Origin of the sequence: Francisella sp. 19S2-4, from assembly GCF_036281795.1 — a bacterium.
GTDB lineage: Bacteria > Pseudomonadota > Gammaproteobacteria > Francisellales > Francisellaceae > Francisella.
The window spans coordinates 1-25,974 of sequence record NZ_JAWUZH010000032.1 but is presented as its reverse complement, the minus strand read 5'-3'; the positions used below and the strand labels follow the sequence as shown (position 1 = coordinate 25,974).

Here is a 25,974-nt window from a genome sequence, read left to right as displayed (position 1 = left end):
TTTAAGGCTAAGTTTTTACTAAAAATAGCAAAAATATTCCTATTCATAGAAATTGAAAGATTTATTCAACAGTCTTTGTAATATCAACTCCTCACTTAGGATATGTTACAGATACAAACTATGACTTATATTTCAACCAGGCGGTTGAAAATATTAAAGCTTTTATATCTGGTAACCCTATTAGAGTTATAAATTAAAAATGTAGATCAAGAAAGAGGATCAATTAGCTTTTTCTTTTCACTGCTAAATCACATAAAGCTATCATCGCTTTTTTATAATCTGAATCTGGTATGAAACTTATCGCTTCTTTAGCTAAATCAGCATATTGGCAAGCAACTTTATAAGAATACTCTACTGCACCACTATCTTTAACTATAGATACGATCTCATTTATATTATACTGACCATTTTCAATTGCTTTTTTTAGAATACCTTGCTTTTCCTGATCAATATTTGCAAGAGCATAGATTGTAGGTAAAGTCATCTTACCTTCATCAAGATCATCGCCTATGTTTTTACCTAAGCTTTCAGCATCTGATACATAATCTAATACATCATCAGCTATCTGAAATGCATTACCTAGATAAACACCATAATCTTTAATATTCTCTTGATACTGTAAATATTTATCTTTTTCTAGACTAATAACTCCAGCTAGCTCACAAGCTGCTTCAAAAAGTTTTGCTGTTTTACAATATATAACATTTGTATAGTCTTTCTCTGTAAGCTCTGAGTTTCTAGCGTTTAGAAGTTGCAAAACCTCACCTTCAGAAATTTTATTTGTTGCATCTGCCAATATTTGCATAATCTGCATATTATCCAATCCAACCATCATCTGAAAAGCTCTTGAATATAAGAAATCTCCCGTTAAAACACTCGCTGCATTACCGAAAACATTATTTGCCGTTTCCTTACCTCTACGTAATTCAGAATCATCTACAACATCATCATGCAATAATGTTGCAGTATGTATAAACTCTATAATAGCAGCACATGCTAAATGATTATTGCCCTGATAACCTAATGCTCTTGAAAAAAGCATAACTAAAAGAGGACGTAATCTTTTACCTCCACTATTTATAATATAATGACTAATTTGATTAATAAGAACCACGTCTGAAGAAAGAGAATCTATAATAAACTGATTATTATTTTTTATATCATCTTCAATAAGAATCTGAATATCTTTAAGCTTTTGCATTGTAAAAAAAATAGATAATTAATTAGACTTAAGAATAAAGTAGCATAGTATATTTATCAATATAATATTAATAAATTATTATTAATCATCATTTAATTTCTTAAAATGCTTTAATATTTGTTCATCTTGATGTGTTAGTTTTGTATCTTTTGCATCTACTGCACTATCAAAACCTTTAACGAATTCTTGAGAATTTTCTTTATTCATTTTAATTAATTTCTTAAGGCTTTGTTCGTATTGAGCAGCTATAATCATACCAACTTCATAAGAGTCTTGATCAGATATCTTATCATAATCAGGTTTCTTATCTAAAATTGTATCATCAAATCCAGACATAAAGTCTTTTTTAACTAATTCGTTATTCATAGCATCAAAACTTTTATGAGAAATTTTACCTAATGCTTGACCTATTTCATAAGGGCTATATGTAAGTTTTGTCTTACTATCTGCAAAAGTATTACTAAAAATTGCAAACATTAATACAAATAAGAAAATTTTAAATGTCTTTTTCATTACTAAATCACTTTGAAATTACTAAGTATATTATTAGGTATTCTAACATAAGCACTAATAAAGTTTATAGTTTGTTTTAGGCTTGCTTTAAAATAGTTTCTGAAGATATATTTTTGTAATATAAGTATTGAAGTATCTGAATAAACACTAAGATAAACATACAGCAAGAGACTAAAAGAGATACAATAGGCCAATTCAAGAAAATAGCACTGTTTATATCACATAAAATATTCACAGCTAAAAGCCCTAAATAAAAAATACTAAATCCTTGAGCATCTCCTTGAAGATAGTTTTTACAAATTTGTGGAAGATAATAAATGTTATAAATCACACCACTTATTGAACCACACCATAACAGATATGTTTCATTTAATTTTATTGAAAAAATTATTAATGCTATAAGTAATAAAAATATTAAGATACATAAGGTGTGTATAAGCATTTTTTTATCTCTTCTATCATTTAATATTTGAAATTGCTGAATCGTTAAAAAGCCTAATAAAAATATATCTATTAATACATACTGCCACTGTAACTTAAAGCCAATTGCATAAATTAAATCTAGGGCGTTGGCAAATATCATAAGAGAATGAGTCCAAAGACTAATTTCAAATGTTTTATGTTTAAATTGATTATGAATAGTTTGTGGTAAGAAATGCACAAAATAAAGTACTAATGATATATTTAAAGTTATATAACCAAAATTTTCCAATGTTGATCTCCTATTATTTTATTAAATAATAGAAGTTTGAGTGATGAACCTTAATATAAAGATATCAAACAAACTCCCTACGCTAATATTAATTAGATCAGGTTCAAAGGGTTATTCTCAGCTAAATAAGCACCCCCGCTGTATCAAGAATTACTATATCATAATTTTATTTAATTTAATCTATTTTTAACTGAAAAATTAAAGCATCACTATAGCTGCCATTATTTTTTTTATAATAGTTCTTACGAATTGATATCTTTTTAAAACCAAGCTTGCTATACAACTTAATAGCAATATGATTATTAATATCAACTTCTAAAAAAACTTCTTGAATATTTTGTTTAGATAAAAGTACAAAAGATTCTTTAAGAATTGTATATCCTAAACCTTGATTTTTACTAAACTTATCTACACAGATATATAAAAGCTCGGCTACTTCAAAAATACTACTAAAAATAACTACCGCTTTAAGTTCATTTTGATCAAGTAAGCCTAAAACCAAATATTGGTCTAAAGAATCCAGAATCTGCTGATCTGACCAGCTAAAACTACTATCTGATAATCTTATAAGACTAATTATTTTGTCAAAATATAAATTATCTAACTTTAAAATCTGCATACTTATATAATTGAGATAATATATTCTTTTTACTTTGATAACTTAGTAAATCACTAGCATTTATAATAAAATCCTTTTCAAAAAGATTTATTTCATTTGAAATATCTTGAAGATCTAGAGATTCAATTTTATAAAGATTAACTTTTGAGTTAAAAAATAAACTCTCCGTAATATTCTTTAAAAACTCAAGATTCAGGTTATTTACTAAGAAAATATTAATAACCTTATTACTCTCAATGTTATTTGTATAAATTAAAGATTTATTATCTAAATGCTCTGGCTCATCTTCGATAACTTCCAATGTCTCTTGATAATCATTTATGCCAAGCTGTGATTTATGTATAGTTTTATATTGAGGCTTTAACTCCCAAATATCCAAATCAAAAACATCTCTTAGCTGATCTTCAAAATTCATTACTTTTTCTCTAATCTTTCAACTAATTTTTTTGGAAAAGAGTATTCTTTAAGTTTAACTGATTTTCTAAGCCTATTAACCTCAGAAGGAGTAAGCTCTAATGTTTTTCCTCTAGATACATACTTTGGTAATATAATATCTCCAAACCTAACTCTAGTTAACCTACTAACAGTCGCGCCTACTGCTTCAAACATTCTTCTAACTTCTCTATTTCTACCTTCAGAAAGAGTCACATAATACCAAAGATTAGCCCCTTCACCACCAGAGAATCTTATATGATTAAATTTAGCTAAACCATCTTCAAGCTCAATACCTTCTTTAAGCTTTTTGATTGTTTCATCAGACAGCTGCTCCCCAAAGACTCGTACTGCATACTCTCTTTCTATTTCATAAGAAGGATGCATCAATTTATTAGCAAGATCCCCATCTGTAGTAAAAAGCAACAATCCTGTAGTATTTATATCTAAGCGTCCTACCATTATCCAGCGAGACCCAGCTAATTTAGGTAAAGAATCAAAAACAGTTTTTCTATCTTTTTCATCCCTACTAGTACATACTTCACCTTCTCTTTTGTAGTATATAATAACTCTAGGTCTAGTCATTGGCTGGCCATATAAATGTAAAGCCTTACCATCGAAACTTATCTTATCATTATCAGTAGCCTTATCTCCTAGAGTGGCAACTTTTCCATTAACTCTGACTCTACCTTGCCCAATAAACTCTTCTATTTTTCTTCTAGATCCAATTCCATATTTAGCTAATATTTTTTGTAGCCTTTCAGGAGTTTTTTCTTCAAATCTATTTAACTTGCTCATTATTAATATCTCCCATATCAGCTTTTGAAAAGAACTGGTTCATATCATTATTATTGTAGTCACTAGACGATAAAATAAGCTTAATTATTGCTATTTCATCTTTATTATTAGCATATTCAGCTAACTTAAGCCTTAATTCTAAGACTTGCTTATTATAGAAAAACTGCTTATCATCTTTCATACCATAAATAATTTTATAACATTTTTTATACTCTTTTCTTTCAAAATACATTTCTGCTATTCTTAGCTCCGCAGATCGATAATTTGTTCTAAACTTACTTGCTCTTTGCATAAGTTTTAAAGCTTGGTCTTTTTTTCCTTGTTTATAAACACACTCTGAATATAAGAATAAAGTCTGTGCCATATCATCATTATTTGACAAGTATAATGACTTATCAAATAATTTTTCAGCCTGTTCATAGTCACCTTTTTCTTTACATAAAAATTGAGCATAAAAATTTATAGCTTCAAAGTCTTTTGAATGATCATCCGCAGTATCTTTATAATATTTCTCTGCAACAGAGTTTACTCCTATAGCTTGATAATAGTATCCAGCAGCATATCCAACTATCGCTAGATTATAACCATGCTCTTTTTGTAAATCCTGAGCACGTATTAGCCTATCTTTTGCCATATCCAAATAACCTTCACTAGCATATGTAATTGCTAACTCAGCATACAATTGAGTAGCTTTTTTATAATTGGCTTTTTTTTGTGTATCATTTGGAAGTGTATATTCTGCAGTATTACCATCTACAAGATCATTTGATTTATTTTTATTTTGCTGGAAACCTTCCTGAGATGCGGCTTGTTGTGTTTTTGATCCAGAACTTGCACATGCAGATAAGGCGCCTGCTAGAATAGCCAAAGTTATAATCTTTTTAAGATTAATTTGCATTAGTATCTCCAATCTTCTTCAAATATCTTTCTTTTCTTTTAGTTTTATCCATTACATCGCCAGCAAGTTGCCCACAAGCAGCATCAATATCATCTCCACGAGTTTTTCTTATAGTCGTTACAAAACCATTATGTTGTAAATATTCTTTAAATTTATGAATTCTATTTCCACTAGGTTTTTTATATGGAGTTCCTGGATAAGGGTTAAAAGGAATTAAATTTATTTTAGCAGGAACATCTCGAGATCTTAATAACTCAACAAGCTCTTCTGCATCAGATAAGTTATCATTAATTTCCTGCATCAATGTATACTCAAATGTTATATGCTTATGAGGACCTTTTTCGGCATATAATTTACATGCTTCTAATAATTCATCTATATTATACTTTTTATTAATCGGTACAATCTCATTTCTAAGCGTATCATTTGGAGCATGTAATGATACTGCTAATGATACTCCAGATTGCTCAAGCAAATCATATATTCTAGGGACTACTCCTGAGGTACTAAGTGTTACTTTACGACGCGATAGTCCATAAGCTAAGTCATCCATCATAATATCCATAGCTGGAACAACATTCTCAAAATTCATAAGAGGCTCTCCCATACCCATCATAACAATATTTGTTACAGTAAAGTCATGTTCGCCATTATTCTTTGATAATGTTCTAGCTGCAATCCAAAGTTGAGCTATTACTTCTGCTGATGATAGATTTCTATTAAAGCCTTGTTTACCTGTTGAACAAAAACCACAATTTAAAGTACATCCTACTTGAGAAGACACACATAATGTCCCTCTGCCTTCTTCAGGTATAAATACTGTTTCAACAGCACTACCTCCAACATCTATTAACCACTTATGTGTACCATCTTTAGATGCTTTACTGAATACAACTTTAGGAACAACTATCTCTGACTGCTGTTTTAATTTAACGCGTAAATTTTTCCCCAAGTCTGTCATAGCATCAAAATCTATAACACCTTTTTTATGGATCCATTTAAAAACTTGTCTAGCATGAAACTTCTTTTCACCAATAGAAATAAAAAAGTCTTCTATAGCTTTCTGATTAAGGCCTAATAAGTTTACTTTTTCTTGTTGCATAAATATCTCTTAAAAATTCTATAAAAGGTTATTCGTTATAACCAATATCTCCCGGTAAAATATTATCATTTTCATTAGTCAGATTAGCAAAGCTAGCAAACTGACCGTCGAATCTTACATGAACAGCTCCTATTGGTCCATTACGCTGCTTGCCTATGATTATTTCACCCAAGTTTTTATTATCTTCTTTGTCTTTATTATAAACTTCATCTCTATAGATAAACATAATCAAATCAGCATCTTGTTCAATTGCTCCAGATTCTCTTAAATCAGACATCATAGGACGCTTATCCTTACGATCATCTACAGCCCTATTTAATTGAGATAACGCTATTACAGGTATATTAAGCTCTTTTGCTAAAGCTTTTAATGATCTTGAGATTTCAGATACTTCAAGAGTTCTATTTGTCTCATAACCTGGAATTTTCATCAACTGAAGATAATCTATCAAAATCATCGATAATCCATCATGCTCATTATACAACCTACGAGCTCTAGAACGCATTTCTGCTGGAGTCAAACTAGATGTATCATCAATATATAAAGGCATCTCACTAAGATCTTTCATTGCTTTAGTAATCTTTACCCAATGAGCATCATTTAATCGATTACATTCTTTTAAAAGATTCATCTCAACTCGAGCTTGGCTTGCTAACATCCTTGTTACAATATCTTCTGAAGGCATTTCTAAACTAAAAACCAATACAGGTTTTTCAGAAATTTTTGCAACATTTTGAGCAATGTTAATACCAAGAACTGTTTTACCCATAGATGGTCTAGCTGCTATAATTCCTAAGTTAGCTCTTTGCAAACCTGAAGTCATTTTATCTAAATCTATAAATCCAGTCGATGCCCCTGTTAAGCCAGTACCTGAATCAACTATGGCACTCATACGATCAACAAGTTTTGGAATAACAGATTTTATAGACTCAGGACCTTTAGTAAGAGTTTCTCTTTCTTTGGCGATATCTAGAATTCTACTTTCAGCATAATCAATTACTTCATCTGGATTTTTTGAGTCCGCTGAATATATTTTCTGAACAATATCATTTACACTATTTTGCAAACTTCTAAGTTTAGCTTTATCTTTAACGATATTTGCATAAATTTTAATGTTTGATACTGATGGTGTATTTGCTGCTAAATCAACAATATATGACTCTCCACCAGCTTGATCCAACAATCCTTCAGTAGCTAGATATTCACTTAGAATTAAAACATCAAAAGGTGTGTTTGCTTGATTAAGAGTATTAATTTGCTTATAAATAATTCTGTGTTTTTTATCAAAGAAATCTTCAGTTAAAAGCAAATCCTCAACTAACTCTATATTTTGATTATTTAAAAGTATATTACCTAAGATAGCTTTTTCTGCTTCAAGTGAATAAGTAGTCTCAGCAGCTTTAAATTGATAATCCATAGACTTCAAAAACCCTTATTTAAATACAAAAAAACCATGCCTAACACATGGTTTTTATATTTATCAAGATATATGTGTTAGTTAATTATTATAAAACTAACTTTGCATAGCTACAACATTTACTTTAATGTCTGCATCTACATCTGTGTAAACATGAATTGATAATTCAAATTCACCAATACTTCTAATAACACCTTCTGGCATACGAACCTGGCTCTTCTCAATCTCTTTACCAGACTCTTTAGAAACAGCTTCAGCAACTTCTGCAGTACCAACTGATCCAAATAGTTTACCACCATCACCAGCTTGAGCTTCGATAGTATAAACTTTATCTTTGATAGAATCAGCTGTAACAACAGCAGCATCAAATCTAGCTTTTTCAGCTTTTTCTAATTCAGCTTTTTGCGCTTCAAAAACTTCAATATTTGTTTTTGTAGCTTGAACAGCTTTACCAAAAGGGATAAGGAAGTTTCTAGCATAACCAGGTTTTACATTTACGATATCACCTAATACACCAAGATTTTCAACTTTTTCTTTTAAAATAACTTGCATTGTAATCAACCTCCGGTATTAATTAAAGTGACGATCACAGTATGGTAATAATGCTAAGAATCTAGCTCTTTTAATAGCTGTAGACAATTGTCTTTGATACTTAGCAGACGTACCTGTTACACGACTAGGAACAATCTTACCAGTTTCAGTAATATAAGCTTTTAACTTATTTACATCTTTATAATCAATTTCTTTTACGCCTTCAACAGTGAAACGGCAAACTTTACGACGACTCATTTTGAAATACCCCTATTAAATTACTTCTTTTTCATTTGATTGCATCATTATAGATGGCTCAACCACAGCTTCTTTTTGAGAAATTATTAAACGACGTAATATAGCATCGTTATACTTTAAAGACTCTTGAAGCTTTTCTAATGATTCTGTATCACACTCAACGTTAAATAATACATAGTGTGCTTTGTGAAGTTTTTCTATAGGATAAGCTAATTGACGACGTCCCCAATCTTCAAATCTATGAATTTTTCCACCTTTCTCTTCAATAATGCCACGATATTTGTTAAGCATTGTTTCTAGCTGATCTGATTGATCAGGGTGAATCATTAATACGATTTCATAATGTTTCATTTTATAAACTCCTTACGGTTTATCATTTTCTTAAGTTTTTTTACTGATAAGCTATACAAATATATCTGCATAGCAAAGAGCAAGAAAAAATTATACTAGCATTTATTATTAATAGCAATCCATTTATTTAGTATATTTAACGATACAATTTTTAGGCATTAAGAATTGTGATATTTTCTTATCAGTGATAACTAAACAAGTCCAAATTATATATGGATCTTCTACCTTATCTCTAAACTTAACATATGGTGTCAAAACTATACCACCTCTACCCAAATATTTATCATCTAATCTTGCTATAATTTCTCCATTATCTCGTATAGAAATATTTTGATACTTAATATTTTGATACTTCTTATTCGTAGATATATTTGTAAGAGAATATAACCCATTTTTTGATTTCTCTTTCTCTACACTCCCATTACCATAAACCAACTCTGTACTAACTACAGTTTTTAATAGATCTAATTTTGAAAGATTATTAGATACTCTTGAAGTATAGTTATGGTTTAAATAGATATAAAATATTGAAACAATAATAATCACTGTAAATATAACTAACAGTATAATCTCCTTAGATCCAAAGCCTTTATTTTTTACAAGCAATTTGATGCCCCTACTGTTAAAATAATATTACAAGTCTTAAAATTTTGCTTTTATCAATAGCAAAATCTAATACAAGGTTAAAACTATGCTAGAAAAGATCTCAAAGTTTGAAAATTTTTTAACACAACTTCAAAAAAATATTACCACAGCACTAGAAAATTATGAAACTAATAATAAAAAATTCATAAGTGATCAATGGCAAAAACCAGATACTCCTGATCAAAAGCTTAAAGGCTATGGTAACTCAATGATAATTGAAGGAGGAGAAGTTTTTGAAAAAGGTGTTGTAGCGTTCTCTAGAGTACATGGAGAAGCTTTACCTCCATCAGCTACAGCCAAAAGAAAAGAACTTGCGGGTAAATCATTTATAGCGACAGGTGTTTCTCTTGTCATACATCCTCGTAACCCTTTCGTACCGACATCTCATGCAAATTTTAGAATTTTTGTTGCTGGGGCTGATACTGAAAATCCTATCTGGTGGTTTGGCGGCGGTTTTGATTTAACTCCTTATTACCCATTTGAAGAAGATGCTATACACTGGCACCAAACAGCTAAAGATACCTGTGATAAACATGATAAAAGCTACTATCCTAAATTTAAAGAATGGTGTGATGAATACTTCTATCTAAAGCATCGTGATGAATGCCGTGGTATTGGTGGATTATTTTTTGATGATTTCAATGATAAATCCTTTGATGAATGTTTTAAGTTTGTAATAGATTGTGCGAACTCATACTTAGATGCTTATTTACCAATAATTCAAAGAAGAAAAAATATAAAATATACGCAAAAACATAAAGATTTTCAGCTTTATCGTAGAGGCCGATATGTCGAGTTTAATTTAGTATTTGATAGAGGTACTATTTTTGGTCTACAAAGTGGTGGTCGCACAGAGTCTATACTCTCATCTATGCCTCCCATGGCAACCTGGAAATATAATTGGCAACCTGAAATTAATTCAGAAGAAGCTGCAATTTATGAGTATATTAAGCCTAGAGATTGGTTAAATTGATTTGAGCTAGAACTACTTTTCTAAATTAGCTTCTAGTTGAATATTAAGCTCAATATCTTTTCCGAGCTCATTAGAGTACTTACTAATACCAAACTCTTCTCTGTTTAATAGAGTAGTAGCACTAAAACCAATAGTTTGCTTTTTCTCAAAATTTAACCCTGAACCATTAAATTTAACATGCAAAATGACATTTTTTTTGACTCCATGCAATGTTAAGTCACCTTTTAAATCAAAATCTTTTTTATTTTTACTGACATTTATAATATCAGTACTAACAAATGTCGCTACAGGATATTTTTTAACATCAAAAAAATCATCTGATAATAAATTTTTATCTAATTGTGATATCCCTGTGCTTAGATGCTTAATAGGTATTGTTAAATTGACTGAATCATTTTTAATATTATTAGGATCAAACTCAACCTGCCCCTTTATGTATGGAAATTTTCCAGATACAGTTGAAAATCCAAAATGCTCAATTTGCCACTGAACTGATGTATGTAAAGGGTCAATATTATATGTTTTTGACTCTGCATACGCAGGAATTGATATTATTACTATAAGTAAGGCTAACAATAACTTCATAAACCCCTCCTCGATAATATAAAGATTACTATTAAATTATAACAATAAACCTCTTAACATAATCAATTATTTCATTTCTAAATAGCTTATAAATAGTTAGTTATGTTAAAATTGCAGAAAAATAACAGAAAAGACTCTATATGAAAGTAAATTTTTGTGCAGGTCCTGCTGTAGTACCTAGTTCTATTATACAAACTCTTCAGCAAATGATGACTAACTATAAAGATACTGGCGTCTCTTTATTATCTATATCTCATAGAGATAAAGTTTTTGATGAGGTTCATGAAACTATACAAAAAGATCTAAGAAGTCTTTTAAACATACCAGATAATTATTCAGTCCTATTAATGCAAGCTGGCGCTACTGCTCAGTTTGCTGCTATCCCTATGAACTTATCAGATAAGTATAAAAATGCTCTATATATATGTAGTGGTCAATGGTCTGAAAAAGCAGCACAAGAAGCAGAAAAATTTATCGAGGTTACTGCTGTTAAGTATAACTCTGATATAACAGACAATTTCATATCAAATAAATATGACTATATATACTATACAGATAATGAGACAGTTGATGGTTTTCAAATTAACAAACTTGCTAAATCATGCAATACAGAACTAGTCTGTGATATGTCATCAAGCTTTTTATCAAAACCTATAAATATTTCAGATTATGGTTTAATATATGCTGGTGCTCAAAAAAATGCTGGAATACCTGGATTAACTATAGTTATAGTTAAAGACTCTTTGATACAACAAAAGACAAACATTCCTGTAGTTTTTGATTACTTTATTACTAAAAAATCAAACTCTGTTTATAATACTCCTTCTGTTATCTCATGGGTAACATTTGAACTTACTCTTAAGTATCTAATTAATAATTATGGTAACTTAAGTAAAGTAGAAGAGTTTAGCAATCAAAAAGCATCTCTACTTTATAATGCTATAGACAACTCAAAAATATATAAAAATGATATTAAACCAGAGTATCGTTCGAATATGAACATTATCTTTCACCTACCTACAGAAGAGTTAACTAATAGCTTTTTATCAATAGCTGATAAAAAAGGCTTCTATGGTCTTAAAGGACATCGCAATATTGGTGGCTGTAGAGCAAGCTTATATAACGCAGTGTCTCTTGAGGATGTAAGAAAACTAGTTAAATTTATGCAGGATTTTGAAAATGAACAGTTCTAAGATTATTACAATTGATGGACCTAGCGGCGTTGGTAAAGGCACTTTAGCAAAAGCTCTTGCAAAACATTTAAACTATAAATTACTTGATAGTGGTGCAATTTATAGATTAGCTGCTCTTCACTGCTATAAAAACAATTCTAACCTTGAAAATGAATCACAAGTACAGCAAACTCTAAAAAACTTGAATATACACTTTAGAATTGAAGATAACATAGTTAAAGCTTTTCTTAATAATGAAGATGTAACTAAGGAAATTCGTAGTGAGCAAACAGGTATGCTTGCTTCAAAAGTTGCAGCGTACCCTTCTGTAAGAGATATCTTATTAAATAAACAAAGAGATTTTGCAACAGAGCAAGGATTGGTTGCTGACGGTAGAGATATGGGTACAGTAGTCTTTACTAATGCTAAATATAAATTCTTTCTTGATGCTGATACAAGAGTAACAGCTAAAAGAAGGTTTGATGAATTAGAGGCTAAAGGATTAAAGCCAGACTTTAATAAAATCTTAGCAGATATAGAAAAAAGAGATTTTCAAGATCGTAATCGTAAGACTGCTCCTCTAAGACCTGCTGATGATGCAATAATTATAGATACATCAAACTTATCTATAAAAGAAGTCTTTGATACTGTAATATCAAAAATACAATCTAGCTAAATAAATTCAGAAATATTAATTGATTAGACAATTCTTAGTAAGACTATTAGAACCCTACTTTTATCACTTGGCCATTAGCTATACCAGCTACTGATTTTAAATAGGCTTGAGCCACCTCTTTAGCTTTCGCAGGTTTATACCCAACAAAAAATGGACCATACTTACCTAGAGCTTCTTCAACTACTGTAGGACTTACTGCATTAATTCGAAAGCCTTTATACTCTAAAGTAGCAGCTCTAACAAACCCTTCTAAACCTGCATTTACTGTTGCAGCTATACTTCCCATAGCTATTGGCTCAACATTTAAAATTCCAGTAGTCAATGTAAAAGAACCACCTTTATTAATATATTTAGCACCAATTTGAACAAGGTTTATCTGCCCTAAAAGTTTATTACTTAAACTTAAATCCCAGTCTTGTTGCTCAATCTCTTGTATACTTTTAAAAGCAACTTTTCCTGTAGTAGAAACTAAAGCATCAAAACTACCTACTTTTTCAAATAGATTTTTAATAGAACTAGGATCTTGTATATCTACAGAAAAATCAGTTTTCTCGCCAGAGAAACTAACTGTAACAACATCATATCCAGCTACTTTAAGGCTTTCATATGTTGCAGACCCTATAGTTCCAGAGGCTCCTATTAAAATAACTTTTTTCATTATTATTTAGACTCTAAGTATTTTAGTAAGTTTTCTGGCGAAGATTCTCCATATGGATCATCATTTGCATTATCGCGCTTACCAGGTTCTACAAACATCTTCTCAATTTCACCATTGTTTACGATCATAGCATATCTCCATGATCTTTTACCAAAGCCAAGATTTGATTTATCTACTAACATATCTAGAGCTTCTGTAAATTCACCATTTCCATCAGGAATTGGTTTAATATTTTTAACACCTTGTGACTGAATCCATTTATTCATGACAAAGCTATCATTAACTGAAAGAACATAAATTTCTTCAATTCCAATCTCTTTAAATCTAGCAGCATTATCTTCAAATCCAGGTAACTGATAAGTTGAACAAGTTGGAGTAAATGCTCCCGGCAATGAGAAAACAATCACTCTTTTATTATCAAAAATATCTGCTGATGTTACATCTTGCCATCTAAATGGATTAGAACCACCAATACTTTCATCTCTTACTCTAGTTTTAAAAGTTACATTAGGTACTCTTTTAGTCATACTCAACTCCTTGTTTTTTTAAAGTTCACTATATATTGTATAAGTATAAAACTTAATTTAAAATATATAATACTTATCATTGCCATAAGATTTAGTTATATGAATACTCGCACACTTGAATATATCATTTCTGTATATGAGACCAAAAGCTTTATTACAGCATCTGAAAAGTGTTTTGTTAGTCAACCAGCACTAAGCATGCAAATCAAAAAATTTGAAGAATATATTGGTGTGCGGATTTTTGAAAGAGGATCTAAACAAATCTTAGTAACCAAGCCAGGTATTAAAATAATTAATCAAGCATATAAAATCCTTGATGAAGTTAACAACCTAAAAAGAATATCAAACTTACTACTTGATAATGATAAAATAAGAATATCAATAGGTGCTTTTCCGACATTATGTCCATACTTAATGCCAAAGATATTACCTATAATAAAGCAAGAAATACCAAATATAAGTATTTCTGTAATTGAAGAAAAAACTAATATACTAGTAGATCTGCTTGATCAAGGTAAAATAGATTTTGCACTTTTAGCAACTCCAACAGATAATCACCAATTTAAAAGAAAAACAGTTTTAAAAGATAAGTTTTATGCTGCCATATCTAAAGATAATCCAGTATCAAAAAATAAAAGTATTTGCGTCAAAGATCTTGTTAAAGAAAACTTAATGATTCTTGATGAAGGGCACTGTCTTCGCGATCAAACCTTAAAACTTTGTCAACTAGATGATTTTAACAATAGAGATTTCAAAGGTAGTAGTTTAGAAACATTAAGGCAAATGGTATCTATAAATGAAGGTGTTACTTTAATTCCTAAAATAGCCTGCACTAAGTCAGAAAATATCAAATATATAACTGTAGATAATGCTGATTTCTATAGAGAGATAGATTTAGTTATGAGAAAAAGCTCTGTATATGGAGATATTTTTGAAACATTAGTAAAAATAATTTCAAAAAACCATTAGAAACAAAGATTTTTATTTAGTGTTAGTACTTTCAAATATTTTATCCGCTGATTTAGCAACGAACCCTTGATATAGTTTACCATTACTATCTTTATAGCGTTTTGCAAACTCATAGTAGCAAGATGGAATCTGTTTTGTACCATCATCAAAAGCAACTTCTGCTAAGCCTGACATTGTGCTTGATTGCTCTAATAAATCTTCTTGAGAGCCTTTAACTTCACCACCTGATGAGTTAAGTTTAAAACCATTTTCTTTAAGAAAATGATTAACCTCAGAAACTTCATTAAAGTTTCTAAGTTGATTAATAAATACTGTAAAGTGATTAGCTCTAAACCCAAAAGCATAAAACCAAGCAGCATATTCAGATTCATCAAGAAGTTTCTTGTATTCCTCATACTTTATTAGCCAACTAATGCCTGATAATAGAAGTTTATCTGGATTATTAATCAAATCTTGGGGAATAGCATCTACGCATTTTTTAAGTGTTTCTTGCAATTCCTTAGAAAACTCTTTTGTTAAAAGCTGACTAATAAAAACCTTAGGTTCATTTTCATCATTATGCTCAAGATGTATAGCCTTTAATTTTTTCACCTCGAAATCATAATTATTACAAACCTTATAACCTCTAGAAATAAAAGCTTTTGCTAATTGATGAATATTTATCCTATCATCATCTAAAGTCCTTAAAGCAATATGATCATTTTCAGGTTTTTCACCATTTTCAACAAAAAGATCATAAATTTCTTTTGCATGTGGATTATCAGCTATATATTGATCCCATAATTTCTCTAAAATATCAATGCTCATAACAACTACTCCTCTAGATTAAATTTAATACCTTGTGCTAATGGTAAATCTTTACCATAATTAATAGTATTTGTCTGTCTACGCATATATGCTTTCCAAGCATCTGAACCAGCTTCACGCCCTCCTCCAGTATGCTTCTCTCCTCCAAAAGCGCCTCCAATTTCAGCTCCTGAAGTACCAATATTTACATTTGCAATACCACAATCACTACCTAAGCTAGATAAAAATCTCTCAGCATTTTGTAGATTGTCTGTGAAGATAGAACTTGATAAGCCATATTTTACTGAGTTATTTAGCTCTATTGCTTCTTCAATATTTGAATAAGACATTATATATAGTATTGGACAAAAATTTTCTTCTGCAACTATTGGCATATTAGGGTTAGCTTCAATAATTGTTGGCTCTACAAAAAATCCTTCTTTTTCAATTTTTTTGCCACCAGCTAAAACTTTGCCTCCCTGCTTAACAGCTTCAGCAACAGTCTTAGAAAAATTATCAACTGATGCTTGATCAATAACTGGACCCATCAAGTTACTCTGATCTAGAGGGTCACCAACTTTTATTTGCTTATACGCATTGACCATTTTTTCTACTACTAAATCATAAATTGATTCATGTACAATCAATCTTCTTAAAGATGTACATCTCTGCCCAGCTGTACCTACGGCTCCAAAAACAGCAGCGGGAATAGCAAGCTTTAAGTTAGCAGTTTCATCAATAATAGTCGCATTATTACCGCCTAATTCTAAAATACTCTTACCAAATCTCTTAGCTACTTGCTGACCAACATCTTGACCAACTTTTGTAGAGCCAGTGAAAGATACTAAATTTACTCTCTCATCATTTACTAAAAGTTTAGAAACTTCTATCTCTTTTGAAATTACTGTATGAAAAATTTCAGGAAAATTATTTTCTTTGATTACCTTTTGGCAAATATTATGCACAGCAATAGAACATAACGGAGTCTTTTCAGATGGCTTCCAAACAACAGTATTACCACAGATCACAGCAATAAAAGCATTCCATGACCATACAGCTACAGGGAAATTAAAAGCTGAGATTACACCCACCACTCCCAAAGGATGCCATTGTTCATACATACGATGATTATCACGTTCAGAGTTCATCATAGCACCATAGAGCATTCTTGATTGTCCAACTGCAAAGTCTGCCATATCAATCATTTCTTGAACTTCGCCATCGCCTTCTTGCTTAGATTTACCCATTTCTAGAGAAACTAAACTTCCTAAGTGATCTTTATTTTTACGTAGCTCTTCACCTATTAAACGTACAAGCTCTCCTCTTTTAGGAGCAGGTACTTGACGCCATTGCTTAGCAACAGCTGATGCTTCACAAATAGCTTGTTGCATAGTTTCTAAGCCATGATTCTTTACTTTAGCTAAGAGCTTGCCATCTGCAGGGCTATATGTTTCGATAATATTACTATTATCATTTGTAATATGTTTTTCTAAACCTAAGTTTAATTCTTTTAAAATACTCATTTTTTCACCTTCTGATTTACTAATCTGCTTGTATTAAAAGTCCTGAATCTCTATAGTACTGACCAAACTGATTATCATAAAAACCTTCTAAAGATATAGATTCTTGGTTTATAAATCCTTTAGGATTTTCTTTAGAACTTAGTAACAAGTCTATACTTACACATAAACTAGTTGCAGTTGTTAACTGTAAAGCTGAAAAATGCTTATCAAACATAAATTTCGATGGATATTTCTGTGCAAAATGACGCTCTGCTTTTAATCCATTCTTAATACCATCTACAGATACATAAATTAGTACTATATCTTGAGTAATTCTTGGTATTGCATTTTCCATAATTCTAACCATAGTACCCAAATCATCACCTAATTTCATATCTTGCATTAAGAACTTCATCTTCTCACAATGGCCTGGGTGGCGAATACTCTTATAATTAATATTTTTAACTTTACCAGCATAAGTCTCAATCATTGAACCAATACCACCAGAAGTGTTAAATGCTTCATAAGTAAGTCCATCGATCTTTATTTCCTCAACATCTGCTAGTGGTGCTAATGTTCTTTTTTCACCATCAACAACACCTTCGCAAGGTTTTGCATATTCATTTATTAATCCCTCTGTTGACCATGTTAATCCGTACTGAAGAGTATTAGAAACATTCAAAGGTAATGCTCCTACTCGCATACGTACAGTATCAATTGATTCAAAATCTTTCATAAGGTTATTAGATACAATACTAATAAATCCTGGAGCCAAACCGCATTGAGGAGCAAAGAAATTATCTTTTGCCTTATCTGCAATATTTTTAATATAATTAGTTGCTTCAACATCTTCTGTTAAGTCAAAATAATTTAGCTCTAACTTACCAGCTAGTTCAGCTACACCTTTATTAAAGAAAAATGGTAGACAAGACACTATTGTTTTAATTTTATTAATCTTTATATATTTTTCTAATTCTGTTGAATTTGTAGCATCTAACTCTACATACTTTAAGTTTTCGATATTTTTTTCTAATACAGGTTTATCATCTGGAATGATCTTATCAATTAAATGAACTATATAATCACCACTTTCTACTAGTAAACAACTAGTTAATGAACCAACTCTACCTGCACCTAAAATTATTATTTCTTTCATAAGAACCTCCATTAAAATTTAAACCATATGTCTTATTTATATCACTTCAAATACACCGAGTAAACAACTATTAGATAACTTTCTACACAAGAGGATCATTAAATATATTTTTATCTGTATTAAGTTATAAAAAGGTGATTAAATAATTAATAAGTTACTTCTTCAATAATATAAAAAAATGAAAAATATATTCATTTACAAAACACTAAAACTAAATTTAAGTATTGCTATCATAGCTTTAGTGATAGGTGCTATATATAAACTTTTTGATAACTCTAGTTTACCTATTGAACTAATAAATCTTGGTATATTACTTATAATTATTTCACCCATATTAAGAATATTATTAGAGTTGATATTTTTTATAAAAGAAAAAAATTACACATATGTCTCTATTTGCTTAATATTATTCATAATAATATTGATAAGTATTATTTGTTAGATAGTATATTGCATTCAAAAATGTTAATATTTCGCTTATTATAATAATTTGCTTATAAAGAATTGGAAAGCTTATAGACATATGTTTACTAGTTTATCAGATAAATTACAGTCCTCTTTTAAGAAAATAAAAGGACAAACATCTCTTACAGAAGAAAATATTCAGTCAGCATTACGTGATATTAGAGTATCACTATTAGAAGCGGATGTTGCTCTACCTGTTGTCAAAAAATTTATAGCTAATATTAAAGAAAAAGCTATAGGTGAAGAAGTTAAAAAAAGTTTAACTCCTGATCAAACATTTATATCTTTTGTAAAAAAAGAATTAGAAAATGCTCTTGGTGAAGAAGCAGTACCTATAAATCTAAAAACACAGCCGCCTGCAGTTATTTTAATGGCTGGTTTACAAGGTGCTGGTAAGACAACATCTACAGCAAAACTTGCTAAATACTTAAAAGAACAGCATAAGAAAAAAGTTATGGTTGTCAGTGCCGATATCTATCGTCCTGCAGCTATTGATCAGCTAAGAACTTTAGCAAATAGTCTAGAGGTTGACTTCTTTGAGTCAGATATAAGCCAAAAACCTGATTATATAGTTACAGAAGCAATCAAATCAGCTAAAACAAAATTAGCAGATGTGCTTATTATAGATACTGCTGGTCGATTACATATCGATGAAAATATGATGGATGAGATTAAACAAATCCATAAAATAGCTAATCCAATCGAGACTTTTTTTACAGTTGATAGCATGACAGGTCAGGATGCAGCTGTTACAGCTAAAGCATTTAATGATGCCTTAGAACTAACAGGTGTGATCTTAACTAAGACTGATGGTGATGCTAGAGGTGGTGCTGCTTTATCAATTAGAGAAATCACAGGCAAGCCAATTAAGTTTTTAGGCGTTGGTGAAAAAACAGATGCTTTAGAACCTTTCCATCCTGATAGAGTTGCTTCTAAAATTTTAGGAATGGGAGATGTTCTTAGTTTAATTGAGAGCATCGAGCAGAAAACTGAAAAGAAATCAGCAGAAAAGCTTACGAAAAAACTTAAAAGTGGTAAAAGCTTTGATTTAGAAGACTTTAAAGTACAAATACAACAAATGAAAAAAATGGGTGGAGTAGGCTCTATCATGTCTAAACTACCTAATATGCCAGCAGGCCTTCCTGGCAATGTTGGTGATGATATGTTTAAGAAAATTGAGGCTATGATTGACTCAATGACTCCTCTTGAGCGTAAAAAACCTGAGCTAATTAAGCATAGTAGAAAACAAAGAATTATAAAAGGCTCTGGAACAACTATCCAAGATCTTAACAAACTACTACAACAGCATACTCAAATGAAAAAAATGATGAAAAGTGTTGTTGGTAAAAAAGATGGTATGGCAAATATGATGAAACGCATGTCAGCTATGCAAGGTATGGGTAATATGTCAGGCCTTTTAGGTAAAAGAAAATAATAAAGAATACATAAAATATAAGGATATCTAAGTCAATGATAGGTGATAAAAATTTTGATAAAGTTTCTAATATAAATATAAAAAAGGAAAAAGTATTGATTCCAGCAGAAGTATTAATTCAAGATATACCTCTTCTAAAAACTTCTTTTGATACAGTTAAAAAATCTCGTAAAGAAATAGCAGATATTATTCATGGTAGAGATGACAGAGTAGCAGTTGTTGTTGGTCCTTGTTCTATTCATGATACAGAAGCTGCTGTTGAATACGCAGCTAAACTAAAAGAACACGTAAAAAAATTCCAAAAAGATATTCTAATTATCATGAGAGTATACTTTGAAAAGCCTCGTACAACGATTGGTTGGAAAGGTTTAGTAAATGATCCGGATCTTGATAACTCATATAATATCAATAAAGGCTTAAGACTTGCTCGTCAATTATTATCAGATATTACAAGTACAGGATTACCATGTGCAACTGAGTTTCTAGATGTTATAACTCCTCAATATTTTGCAGAATTAATTACATGGGGTGCAATCGGTGCAAGAACTGTTGAAAGCCAAGTCCATAGAGAGTTAGCATCAGGGCTTTCAGCATCTATTGGTTTTAAAAATGCTACAAATGGCGATGTTCAAGTAGCTGTAGATGCTATTAAATCCGCTACTTACCCTCATCATTTCTTAAGTACTACAAAGTCTGGTTCAACAGCTATCTTTGCAACTAAAGGTAACCAAAATGGCCATGTAATTTTACGTGGAGGTGCTTCTGGACCAAACTTTAGTAAAGAAGATGTTGATGCTTGTGTAGCTAAGCTTAAGAAAGCCGAGCTAGATACAAAAATAATGATTGATTGTAGCCATGGTAATAGCCAAAAAGACCATACAAAACAAATTTCTGTACTAGCAGATATTTGTGAGCAAATTAAAACAGGCAATGATGTCTTTGGTGTAATGATTGAAAGTAATCTTGTTGCTGGGAATCAAGACATTGAGAAAAAACCTTTAAAATATGGTCAAAGTGTTACAGATAAATGTGTCGACTTCGATGATACTATCAAAATGTTAGAAATGTTGTCACAAGCTGTTCAACAAAGACGTAATATTCAAGGAAAAAATAAAAGTAAAGAAGAGTCTCAATTTTCACTTTTATAATAACACATAATTAAACTCTTATTTTAATTATCTTCTTGATTGATCTTGACTCTCATAATTTTTTGCAAAGCTTTCTAATGACCCTTCTAAATTCCTAATATCTTGAATAGATCCTTCTTCATCTCTAGAACCCTGATTATCCCATACAATCTCATCTCTTCTTTGTTCATAGCTATTTACTGATGGGCCATTAGATATTTGATTATATGAATTAATCACTTCTGGTTTTTGTACTGTTATTTGTTTAGCTCCTTTTATATCAACATCAGAGAATGTTGGTACACCATTATTATTTGATTCATATATATTTGCAAAAGAAGCCGAATAAAACAATATTGCAACAATTAATAAATATTTTTTAGTCATTTTATAAAATACAGTAAGCTTAAATTACTTTATAAGTACTAATTCTAACAGTAAAAAATATATTTAGTAATAACAAAAATTTAGATAAGTATTTACTAGTGAATAGCTAGATTTAAAAGTTGAGTTCCTTGACAAACGGCTCCTTTGATATGAACACTAATTACTGTTCCTCCAAAAGGTAGTTTAAGAGGTTTAACTTCCATAGTTGATGTTTGGATATACTGCCCAATAATATCACCTGCTTTAAAATAATCACCCGCTTTAACAAACCATTCATATAATCCTCCTTCGATTGCACGGATAGGCTTATAGTTACAAATATTATGGTGAAATATATCTTTATGTAATCTATCTGTATTAAAATCTGAGTCAATAACATTCTTAGACTTTAGGTAATTTAATACACCTTGTGTCTGCATAGTCGCATCATCAAAATTAATATACTCTTCAGATCCTAATTCCAAGGTAAAGCATTCTTTTAGAACCTCTTCTTGTCTGCTTTGTGCTTTAAATTCTTCTTGAAGCTTCCACCATGGTACAAAGATTGCTTCATCTAAAGCCCCAGTAAATTCATTAGGAATTACTAGTGTATGTTTATAGCCAAAAAGCTCGGCTGTTTTTTTGGCAAACTCAGGAGTATAAATATAAGTAGTAGCATCTGTATCAGTATGTAGATCTAAAACATAATCTGCTTTTTGCGCCTCTCTCTGAACAGTGTAATTAAGTCGTTTTGCTCGAGACAAGAACCACTCTTGTCCAAGCTCTTTATCGATAGCATCCGCTAGAAGCTTCTCGAAAGCTCTTTTATACTCAGCTGTTGATGAATTCAAATGCTCTGTTACAAAAGATTTATAATCTATTCTAGGGTTAAAATAGTATCTATTCCAATTATCCCCTGTAGCTGAGTCAAATCTTCCTTGATGCCCTGCCCCTATAAAGTTATCTGCTCCAATAGGATTACATTGAGGAATCAAGCAGATATCACCTTTTGGTTGATGTTCTTTAAAATACTCTAAGAGTTTAACCATCACAGCATTACCTTGTAGCTCTGATGCATGCATACTTGCTTGCATATATACGCTTGGAGCTTTGGGATCAGAACCTTTTATTGTTATTTTCTCTATAAATATATCTTGGCCAGTTGATGCTTGGCTAACCTTAATTTTCTCTTTTGAAATATATTGCATTTTTTGACTCTTAAGTTTTTGAATATTATCTAATTTAACACACTTTTCTAAAATTATCTGATACACATAATAGAGATTAGATTAGAAAAATCAAAACCAAGCAGACTCTTAACTTCATCACTTTTAAGTAGTGTAACTAATCCTGCTTTAGTATTATCATGTTTGAATAATTTTATAACATTCTGATTATCTTCAAATAACTCAATTTTTAAAATATCCTTTTCTAAAAATATCTTACAATTTTGATTTAAATTGGGATGATGTGCTAAGCCATATTCATATGCCTTTAACTGATTATCATTTAGTACCATATTATCTATCTCATTATTTTAGCAGTTTAGATTACTCTTGCTCTACTACCCAAGTTTGCATAGTTTTTATAAGCTCTTCAAATATATCAGCCATTAACAGTAAATCAACTTCATATCCTTGTTTTTCTTCTTTATTTAAATCTTTAATACCTTCTAGAAACTTTATTGATTTAAATTGTAATTTTGTATTTGCAGTCATTGATAATTGCTCGCGCCAGAGTATAGCCAACTCAGTAATATACCCACCACTTTCAATAAAAGATTTAATATTATCATTAAGCATAGAACTTCCCTGACATGAGATATTAGCAATACTATCACCTATTGCGCTAGTTAATTTACATTTCTCTGCAATTTCTACATCGATTGGATATGTATTATCAACTAACCAATCAGTTAAGATATCAGTTTCTTCTTTTATAATCGGTTCAAACCTAGCTTCACATCTTTGCAACAAATCTAAGACTTCTGTTATCTGCTTATCTGAAACGCTATCAATAACAAGGTAATTATTTGTTAAATCTAAATATCCAAAGATCTTCTTAAATTTACTAAAAGCCTGTGGTAAAAGACGCTGTTCCATATCTTCTTTGATCTGTGATTTTTCTTTTTTACTCACATATCTAGTTAACTCAAGCTCTTCTATATACTCTTGAGTTTGTTGATTTATAACTTGAGCAGGAAGTATCTTTTCTTCACTTAAAAGACAAAAAGCTGCAAGATGGTTAAACTTAAACAAAACATTATCATCTTCCTTAATAAAAGGATTTACAAATCCTCTAGATGCTTTTTGTGAGTTACTGCAAGAAACAAACTTTAGCTTATTCATAGACTGTTCAAAGATATCTATATTAATATCTAAGATTTTAAATGCTGTAAGATTTTTAAAAAACATTTTAAATATTATTTAAATATATAGTTCCAAAATGATAAAGCATCTTGATACAAAGTAGAACAGCAAAGAGATAAAATTTAGTATTTTATAAGTTTTCTTGCTTAGGTTATAAAAAATTACTACAGTCTTTTACATTATGACCTAGCATATCTAGTCTAACACAAACATTATAATATTTGTTATAATAGCAAATCTTTATTTATATTAATTAAAAAAATTCGGGAAATTCTATGTCACAAATAGTTGTATGTACAATGTACAAATTTGTTACCTTAAATGATTTTGAGGCTATGCGCCAACCTCTACTAAATGTAATGATAAAAAACAATGTTAAAGGTACACTACTTTTAGCAAATGAAGGAATCAATGGTACTGTAGCTGGCTCTCGTCAAGGTATAGATAGCCTATTAGAATACCTAAAGTCTGATTCACGTTTAGCAGATATTGATTATAAAGAATCATATCATGAGGAAATGCCTTTTTATCGTTCAAAAGTTAAACTTAAGAAAGAGATCGTTACTTTAGGCATCAACGAAATAGATCCTAATAAAATCTGTGGACAGTACGTAAAGCCTAAAGATTGGAATGCACTAATTTCAGATCCAGAAACAATCCTTATAGACACTCGTAATGATTATGAAATAGAAATAGGAACATTTAAAAATGCAGTAAATCCTCACACAGAAAATTTCCGTGAGTTTCCTAAATATGTTGATGAAAATCTAGATCCTAAAAAACATAAAAAAGTGGCTATGTTTTGTACAGGTGGAATCAGATGTGAAAAATCCACAGCCTTAATGAAAGCTAAAGGTTTTGATGAAGTTTATCATCTGCAAGGTGGGATACTTAAATATCTTGAGGAAGTTCCAAAAGAAGAGTCTCTGTGGCAAGGTGAATGTTTTGTATTTGATTCAAGAGTAGCTGTAAATCACGATTTAGAAAAAGGACATTATGATCAATGTTTTGCTTGTCGTATGCCAATTACAGAAGAAGATAAAAAACGTCCTGAATATGAAAAAGGAATAAGTTGTCATCATTGTTATAATAAAGCTACAGAGAAACAAAAAGCTCGTTTTGCAGAACGTGAAAAACAATCACAATTAGCTGCAGAAAGAGGATTCTCTCATGTTGGCGATGAGGCTAAAAAACTAGCTGAAATAAATAAACTGAAAAAACAACAAGCAAAAGAAAAAGCTCGTAAAAAAATCAATAAATAATAAATTCTTACTTAGTAGCAAAGTCTAATTCTAACCTTTGTTAATTTTGAACAGTCCTTATCAATCTTTAATAAAACATATCTTAGATAGTTTATATAGAATTAATCAGATAATAAATGTTTTATAACGTAGATAAATAAGGATTAAAACAATATGCAAAAATCAATTTTAGCAACATTAATAGCTTTAAGGTGGAGTTTCTATGCTAAATGCAGCAGAAATAGCTCCATGGTCAACTAGTGATCTATCAACTTATGTTGCAGGTTCTACTGTAACTGATAATGGTCAAACTTATACGTGTAAAGGATGGCCTGCTTCTGGTTGGTGTCAAATAGCTGCTTACAAACCTAGTGGAACATATGGTAGTAATGCTTGGGATAAAGTTGCTACTCCTACTCCTACTCCTACTCCTACTCCTACTCCTACTCCTACTCCTACTCCTACTCCTACTCCTACTCCTACTCCTACT

The 25,974-nt window shown here is 30.5% G+C and carries 31 protein-coding genes, 1 pseudogene and 1 riboswitch; of the genes and pseudogenes, 9 read left to right on the top strand and 23 right to left on the bottom strand.

Annotation, left to right across the window (positions count from 1 at the left end; translation table 11 throughout):
* Positions 1-223 precede the first annotated feature (223 nt).
* From R8535_RS07735 to R8535_RS07675, 13 genes are all read right to left on the bottom strand, one after another.
* Entirely contained in the window at positions 224-1,201 is a 978-nt protein-coding gene (locus R8535_RS07735; protein ID WP_329498068.1) for a polyprenyl synthetase family protein, read from the bottom strand.
* A gap of 81 nt (positions 1,202-1,282) precedes the next feature.
* Positions 1,283-1,678 (bottom strand): hypothetical protein, encoded by a 396-nt coding sequence (locus tag R8535_RS07730; protein ID WP_329498070.1) that lies wholly within the window; start codon positions 1,676-1,678, stop codon positions 1,283-1,285.
* A 112-nt stretch (positions 1,679-1,790) separates the two neighbouring features.
* On the bottom strand, positions 1,791-2,426 hold the full coding sequence (locus R8535_RS07725; protein WP_329498066.1) for a PQ-loop repeat-containing protein: 636 nt from the start codon (positions 2,424-2,426) through the stop codon (positions 1,791-1,793).
* A 56-nt stretch (positions 2,427-2,482) separates the two neighbouring features.
* Positions 2,483-2,573: riboswitch (TPP riboswitch) on the bottom strand.
* A 28-nt stretch (positions 2,574-2,601) separates the two neighbouring features.
* Positions 2,602-3,045 carry a GNAT family N-acetyltransferase gene (locus tag R8535_RS07720; protein ID WP_329498064.1) on the bottom strand — a complete coding sequence of 148 codons (444 nt, stop codon included), beginning with the start codon at positions 3,043-3,045 and terminating at the stop codon, positions 2,602-2,604.
* Positions 3,023-3,460, bottom strand: coding sequence for a chloroquine resistance protein (locus R8535_RS07715; protein ID WP_329498061.1), 438 nt, complete (start codon positions 3,458-3,460; stop codon positions 3,023-3,025). The genes R8535_RS07720 and R8535_RS07715 overlap by 23 nt, the downstream gene beginning before the upstream one ends.
* Positions 3,460-4,275 (bottom strand): 23S rRNA pseudouridine(2605) synthase RluB, encoded by an 816-nt coding sequence (gene rluB, locus R8535_RS07710; protein WP_329498059.1) that lies wholly within the window; start codon positions 4,273-4,275, stop codon positions 3,460-3,462. Before rluB ends, R8535_RS07715 begins: the two co-directional genes overlap by 1 nt.
* On the bottom strand, positions 4,259-5,173 hold the full coding sequence (locus tag R8535_RS07705) for a tetratricopeptide repeat protein (protein WP_329498057.1): 915 nt from the start codon (positions 5,171-5,173) through the stop codon (positions 4,259-4,261). Before R8535_RS07705 ends, rluB begins: the two co-directional genes overlap by 17 nt.
* Entirely contained in the window at positions 5,163-6,275 is a 1,113-nt protein-coding gene (gene rlmN / locus R8535_RS07700) for a 23S rRNA (adenine(2503)-C(2))-methyltransferase RlmN (RefSeq protein ID WP_329498055.1), read from the bottom strand. The genes R8535_RS07705 and rlmN overlap by 11 nt, the downstream gene beginning before the upstream one ends.
* Before the next feature lie 28 nt (positions 6,276-6,303).
* Positions 6,304-7,692 carry a replicative DNA helicase gene (dnaB, locus tag R8535_RS07695; RefSeq protein ID WP_329498053.1) on the bottom strand — a complete coding sequence of 463 codons (1,389 nt, stop codon included), beginning with the start codon at positions 7,690-7,692 and terminating at the stop codon, positions 6,304-6,306.
* A 96-nt stretch (positions 7,693-7,788) separates the two neighbouring features.
* Positions 7,789-8,244: a 50S ribosomal protein L9 gene (gene rplI / locus R8535_RS07690; RefSeq protein ID WP_329498051.1), complete on the bottom strand. Its 456-nt coding sequence runs from the start codon at positions 8,242-8,244 to the stop codon at positions 7,789-7,791.
* 18 nt (positions 8,245-8,262) lie between these two features.
* Entirely contained in the window at positions 8,263-8,481 is a 219-nt protein-coding gene (gene rpsR, locus R8535_RS07685; RefSeq protein ID WP_070083940.1) for a 30S ribosomal protein S18, read from the bottom strand.
* A 15-nt stretch (positions 8,482-8,496) separates the two neighbouring features.
* Positions 8,497-8,832 (bottom strand): 30S ribosomal protein S6, encoded by a 336-nt coding sequence (gene rpsF, locus R8535_RS07680; RefSeq protein WP_329498049.1) that lies wholly within the window; start codon positions 8,830-8,832, stop codon positions 8,497-8,499.
* A 123-nt stretch (positions 8,833-8,955) separates the two neighbouring features.
* Positions 8,956-9,438 carry a transposase gene (locus tag R8535_RS07675; protein WP_329498047.1) on the bottom strand — a complete coding sequence of 161 codons (483 nt, stop codon included), beginning with the start codon at positions 9,436-9,438 and terminating at the stop codon, positions 8,956-8,958.
* Positions 9,439-9,523: 85 nt separating this feature from the next.
* Between R8535_RS07675 and hemF the strand changes: the two genes are divergently transcribed.
* The gene (gene hemF, locus R8535_RS07670; protein WP_329498045.1) at positions 9,524-10,450 is read left to right on the top strand and encodes an oxygen-dependent coproporphyrinogen oxidase; all 927 of its coding nucleotides are present in this window, start codon (positions 9,524-9,526) and stop codon (positions 10,448-10,450) included.
* A 12-nt stretch (positions 10,451-10,462) separates the two neighbouring features.
* On the opposite strand, the gene R8535_RS07665 is transcribed toward hemF, so the two are convergent.
* Complete coding sequence (locus R8535_RS07665) at positions 10,463-11,035, bottom strand: YceI family protein (RefSeq protein WP_329498043.1); 573 nt, start codon at positions 11,033-11,035, stop codon at positions 10,463-10,465.
* A gap of 140 nt (positions 11,036-11,175) precedes the next feature.
* Here R8535_RS07665 and serC point away from each other — a divergent pair, with 140 nt between their 5' ends.
* Positions 11,176-12,228, top strand: a complete 1,053-nt coding sequence (gene serC, locus R8535_RS07660; RefSeq protein WP_329498041.1) for a 3-phosphoserine/phosphohydroxythreonine transaminase — start codon at positions 11,176-11,178, stop codon at positions 12,226-12,228.
* Positions 12,215-12,883: a (d)CMP kinase gene (gene cmk, locus R8535_RS07655; RefSeq protein ID WP_329498039.1), complete on the top strand. Its 669-nt coding sequence runs from the start codon at positions 12,215-12,217 to the stop codon at positions 12,881-12,883. Before serC ends, cmk begins: the two co-directional genes overlap by 14 nt.
* A 46-nt stretch (positions 12,884-12,929) precedes the next feature.
* Here cmk and R8535_RS07650 read toward each other — a convergent pair whose 3' ends face one another.
* Positions 12,930-13,541 (bottom strand): short chain dehydrogenase, encoded by a 612-nt coding sequence (locus tag R8535_RS07650; protein WP_329498037.1) that lies wholly within the window; start codon positions 13,539-13,541, stop codon positions 12,930-12,932.
* Between the two features lie 2 nt (positions 13,542-13,543).
* Positions 13,544-14,068 carry a peroxiredoxin gene (locus tag R8535_RS07645; RefSeq protein WP_329498036.1) on the bottom strand — a complete coding sequence of 175 codons (525 nt, stop codon included), beginning with the start codon at positions 14,066-14,068 and terminating at the stop codon, positions 13,544-13,546.
* A gap of 99 nt (positions 14,069-14,167) precedes the next feature.
* On the opposite strand from R8535_RS07645, the gene oxyR reads away from it, so the two are divergent.
* Positions 14,168-15,037, top strand: coding sequence for an oxidative stress transcriptional regulator OxyR (gene oxyR / locus R8535_RS07640; protein WP_329498034.1), 870 nt, complete (start codon positions 14,168-14,170; stop codon positions 15,035-15,037).
* Positions 15,038-15,049: 12 nt separating this feature from the next.
* Here oxyR and R8535_RS07635 read toward each other — a convergent pair whose 3' ends face one another.
* From R8535_RS07635 to R8535_RS07625, 3 genes are read right to left on the bottom strand one after another with little or no spacing between them, the layout of a single operon-like run.
* The gene (locus tag R8535_RS07635; RefSeq protein ID WP_329498032.1) at positions 15,050-15,844 is read right to left on the bottom strand and encodes a DUF1338 domain-containing protein; all 795 of its coding nucleotides are present in this window, start codon (positions 15,842-15,844) and stop codon (positions 15,050-15,052) included.
* A 5-nt stretch (positions 15,845-15,849) separates the two neighbouring features.
* Positions 15,850-17,346 (bottom strand): L-piperidine-6-carboxylate dehydrogenase, encoded by a 1,497-nt coding sequence (gene amaB, locus R8535_RS07630; RefSeq protein WP_329498030.1) that lies wholly within the window; start codon positions 17,344-17,346, stop codon positions 15,850-15,852.
* Between the two features lie 19 nt (positions 17,347-17,365).
* Positions 17,366-18,481 carry a saccharopine dehydrogenase C-terminal domain-containing protein gene (locus R8535_RS07625; protein WP_329498028.1) on the bottom strand — a complete coding sequence of 372 codons (1,116 nt, stop codon included), beginning with the start codon at positions 18,479-18,481 and terminating at the stop codon, positions 17,366-17,368.
* Between the two features lie 178 nt (positions 18,482-18,659).
* Here R8535_RS07625 and R8535_RS07620 point away from each other — a divergent pair, with 178 nt between their 5' ends.
* The 3 genes from R8535_RS07620 (at position 18,660) to R8535_RS07610 (ending at position 21,529) form a co-directional block, all read left to right on the top strand.
* A complete protein-coding gene (locus R8535_RS07620) occupies positions 18,660-18,923 on the top strand; it encodes a DUF1634 domain-containing protein (protein WP_329498026.1) in 264 nt (87 codons plus the stop codon).
* Between the two features lie 81 nt (positions 18,924-19,004).
* Positions 19,005-20,381, top strand: coding sequence for a signal recognition particle protein (gene ffh, locus R8535_RS07615; protein WP_329498024.1), 1,377 nt, complete (start codon positions 19,005-19,007; stop codon positions 20,379-20,381).
* A gap of 35 nt (positions 20,382-20,416) precedes the next feature.
* Positions 20,417-21,529, top strand: a complete 1,113-nt coding sequence (locus R8535_RS07610) for a 3-deoxy-7-phosphoheptulonate synthase (protein ID WP_329498021.1) — start codon at positions 20,417-20,419, stop codon at positions 21,527-21,529.
* A gap of 27 nt (positions 21,530-21,556) precedes the next feature.
* On the opposite strand, the gene R8535_RS07605 is transcribed toward R8535_RS07610, so the two are convergent.
* The 4 genes from R8535_RS07605 to rdgC form a co-directional block, all read right to left on the bottom strand.
* Complete coding sequence (locus R8535_RS07605) at positions 21,557-21,895, bottom strand: hypothetical protein (RefSeq protein WP_329498019.1); 339 nt, start codon at positions 21,893-21,895, stop codon at positions 21,557-21,559.
* A gap of 95 nt (positions 21,896-21,990) precedes the next feature.
* On the bottom strand, positions 21,991-23,082 hold the full coding sequence (locus R8535_RS07600) for a succinylglutamate desuccinylase/aspartoacylase family protein (protein WP_329498017.1): 1,092 nt from the start codon (positions 23,080-23,082) through the stop codon (positions 21,991-21,993).
* A gap of 53 nt (positions 23,083-23,135) precedes the next feature.
* Entirely contained in the window at positions 23,136-23,393 is a 258-nt protein-coding gene (locus R8535_RS07595) for a hypothetical protein (protein WP_329498015.1), read from the bottom strand.
* Between the two features lie 31 nt (positions 23,394-23,424).
* Positions 23,425-24,288, bottom strand: a complete 864-nt coding sequence (rdgC, locus tag R8535_RS07590) for a recombination-associated protein RdgC (RefSeq protein WP_329498013.1) — start codon at positions 24,286-24,288, stop codon at positions 23,425-23,427.
* A 230-nt stretch (positions 24,289-24,518) separates the two neighbouring features.
* Here rdgC and trhO point away from each other — a divergent pair, with 230 nt between their 5' ends.
* Together trhO and R8535_RS07580 are read left to right on the top strand one after the other, a co-directional pair.
* The gene (gene trhO, locus R8535_RS07585) at positions 24,519-25,505 is read left to right on the top strand and encodes an oxygen-dependent tRNA uridine(34) hydroxylase TrhO (RefSeq protein WP_329498011.1); all 987 of its coding nucleotides are present in this window, start codon (positions 24,519-24,521) and stop codon (positions 25,503-25,505) included.
* Between the two features lie 202 nt (positions 25,506-25,707).
* Positions 25,708-25,974 (top strand): annotated as a pseudogene (locus R8535_RS07580) (hypothetical protein); the annotation flags it as partial.

What these genes read in the sequence shown, in the direction of transcription:
- R8535_RS07735 (WP_329498068.1), bottom strand. Translation starts at nt 1,201, where the DNA reads ATGCAAAAGCTTAAAGATATTCAGATTCTTATTGAAGATGATATAAAA.
- R8535_RS07730 (WP_329498070.1), bottom strand. Translation starts at nt 1,678, where the DNA reads ATGTTTGCAATTTTTAGTAATACTTTTGCAGATAGTAAGACAAAACTT.
- R8535_RS07720 (WP_329498064.1), bottom strand. Translation starts at nt 3,045, where the DNA reads ATGCAGATTTTAAAGTTAGATAATTTATATTTTGACAAAATAATTAGT.
- R8535_RS07715 (WP_329498061.1), bottom strand. Translation starts at nt 3,460, where the DNA reads ATGAATTTTGAAGATCAGCTAAGAGATGTTTTTGATTTGGATATTTGG.
- rluB (WP_329498059.1), bottom strand. Translation starts at nt 4,275, where the DNA reads ATGAGCAAGTTAAATAGATTTGAAGAAAAAACTCCTGAAAGGCTACAA.
- R8535_RS07705 (WP_329498057.1), bottom strand. Translation starts at nt 5,173, where the DNA reads ATGCAAATTAATCTTAAAAAGATTATAACTTTGGCTATTCTAGCAGGC.
- rlmN (WP_329498055.1), bottom strand. Translation starts at nt 6,275, where the DNA reads ATGCAACAAGAAAAAGTAAACTTATTAGGCCTTAATCAGAAAGCTATA.
- dnaB (WP_329498053.1), bottom strand. Translation starts at nt 7,692, where the DNA reads ATGGATTATCAATTTAAAGCTGCTGAGACTACTTATTCACTTGAAGCA.
- rplI (WP_329498051.1), bottom strand. Translation starts at nt 8,244, where the DNA reads ATGCAAGTTATTTTAAAAGAAAAAGTTGAAAATCTTGGTGTATTAGGT.
- rpsR (WP_070083940.1), bottom strand. Translation starts at nt 8,481, where the DNA reads ATGAGTCGTCGTAAAGTTTGCCGTTTCACTGTTGAAGGCGTAAAAGAA.
- rpsF (WP_329498049.1), bottom strand. Translation starts at nt 8,832, where the DNA reads ATGAAACATTATGAAATCGTATTAATGATTCACCCTGATCAATCAGAT.
- hemF (WP_329498045.1), top strand. Translation starts at nt 9,524, where the DNA reads ATGCTAGAAAAGATCTCAAAGTTTGAAAATTTTTTAACACAACTTCAA.
- R8535_RS07665 (WP_329498043.1), bottom strand. Translation starts at nt 11,035, where the DNA reads ATGAAGTTATTGTTAGCCTTACTTATAGTAATAATATCAATTCCTGCG.
- serC (WP_329498041.1), top strand. Translation starts at nt 11,176, where the DNA reads ATGAAAGTAAATTTTTGTGCAGGTCCTGCTGTAGTACCTAGTTCTATT.
- cmk (WP_329498039.1), top strand. Translation starts at nt 12,215, where the DNA reads ATGAACAGTTCTAAGATTATTACAATTGATGGACCTAGCGGCGTTGGT.
- R8535_RS07650 (WP_329498037.1), bottom strand. Translation starts at nt 13,541, where the DNA reads ATGAAAAAAGTTATTTTAATAGGAGCCTCTGGAACTATAGGGTCTGCA.
- R8535_RS07645 (WP_329498036.1), bottom strand. Translation starts at nt 14,068, where the DNA reads ATGACTAAAAGAGTACCTAATGTAACTTTTAAAACTAGAGTAAGAGAT.
- oxyR (WP_329498034.1), top strand. Translation starts at nt 14,168, where the DNA reads ATGAATACTCGCACACTTGAATATATCATTTCTGTATATGAGACCAAA.
- R8535_RS07635 (WP_329498032.1), bottom strand. Translation starts at nt 15,844, where the DNA reads ATGAGCATTGATATTTTAGAGAAATTATGGGATCAATATATAGCTGAT.
- amaB (WP_329498030.1), bottom strand. Translation starts at nt 17,346, where the DNA reads ATGAGTATTTTAAAAGAATTAAACTTAGGTTTAGAAAAACATATTACA.
- R8535_RS07625 (WP_329498028.1), bottom strand. Translation starts at nt 18,481, where the DNA reads ATGAAAGAAATAATAATTTTAGGTGCAGGTAGAGTTGGTTCATTAACT.
- R8535_RS07620 (WP_329498026.1), top strand. Translation starts at nt 18,660, where the DNA reads ATGAAAAATATATTCATTTACAAAACACTAAAACTAAATTTAAGTATT.
- ffh (WP_329498024.1), top strand. Translation starts at nt 19,005, where the DNA reads ATGTTTACTAGTTTATCAGATAAATTACAGTCCTCTTTTAAGAAAATA.
- R8535_RS07610 (WP_329498021.1), top strand. Translation starts at nt 20,417, where the DNA reads ATGATAGGTGATAAAAATTTTGATAAAGTTTCTAATATAAATATAAAA.
- R8535_RS07605 (WP_329498019.1), bottom strand. Translation starts at nt 21,895, where the DNA reads ATGACTAAAAAATATTTATTAATTGTTGCAATATTGTTTTATTCGGCT.
- R8535_RS07600 (WP_329498017.1), bottom strand. Translation starts at nt 23,082, where the DNA reads ATGCAATATATTTCAAAAGAGAAAATTAAGGTTAGCCAAGCATCAACT.
- R8535_RS07595 (WP_329498015.1), bottom strand. Translation starts at nt 23,393, where the DNA reads ATGGTACTAAATGATAATCAGTTAAAGGCATATGAATATGGCTTAGCA.
- rdgC (WP_329498013.1), bottom strand. Translation starts at nt 24,288, where the DNA reads ATGTTTTTTAAAAATCTTACAGCATTTAAAATCTTAGATATTAATATA.
- trhO (WP_329498011.1), top strand. Translation starts at nt 24,519, where the DNA reads ATGTCACAAATAGTTGTATGTACAATGTACAAATTTGTTACCTTAAAT.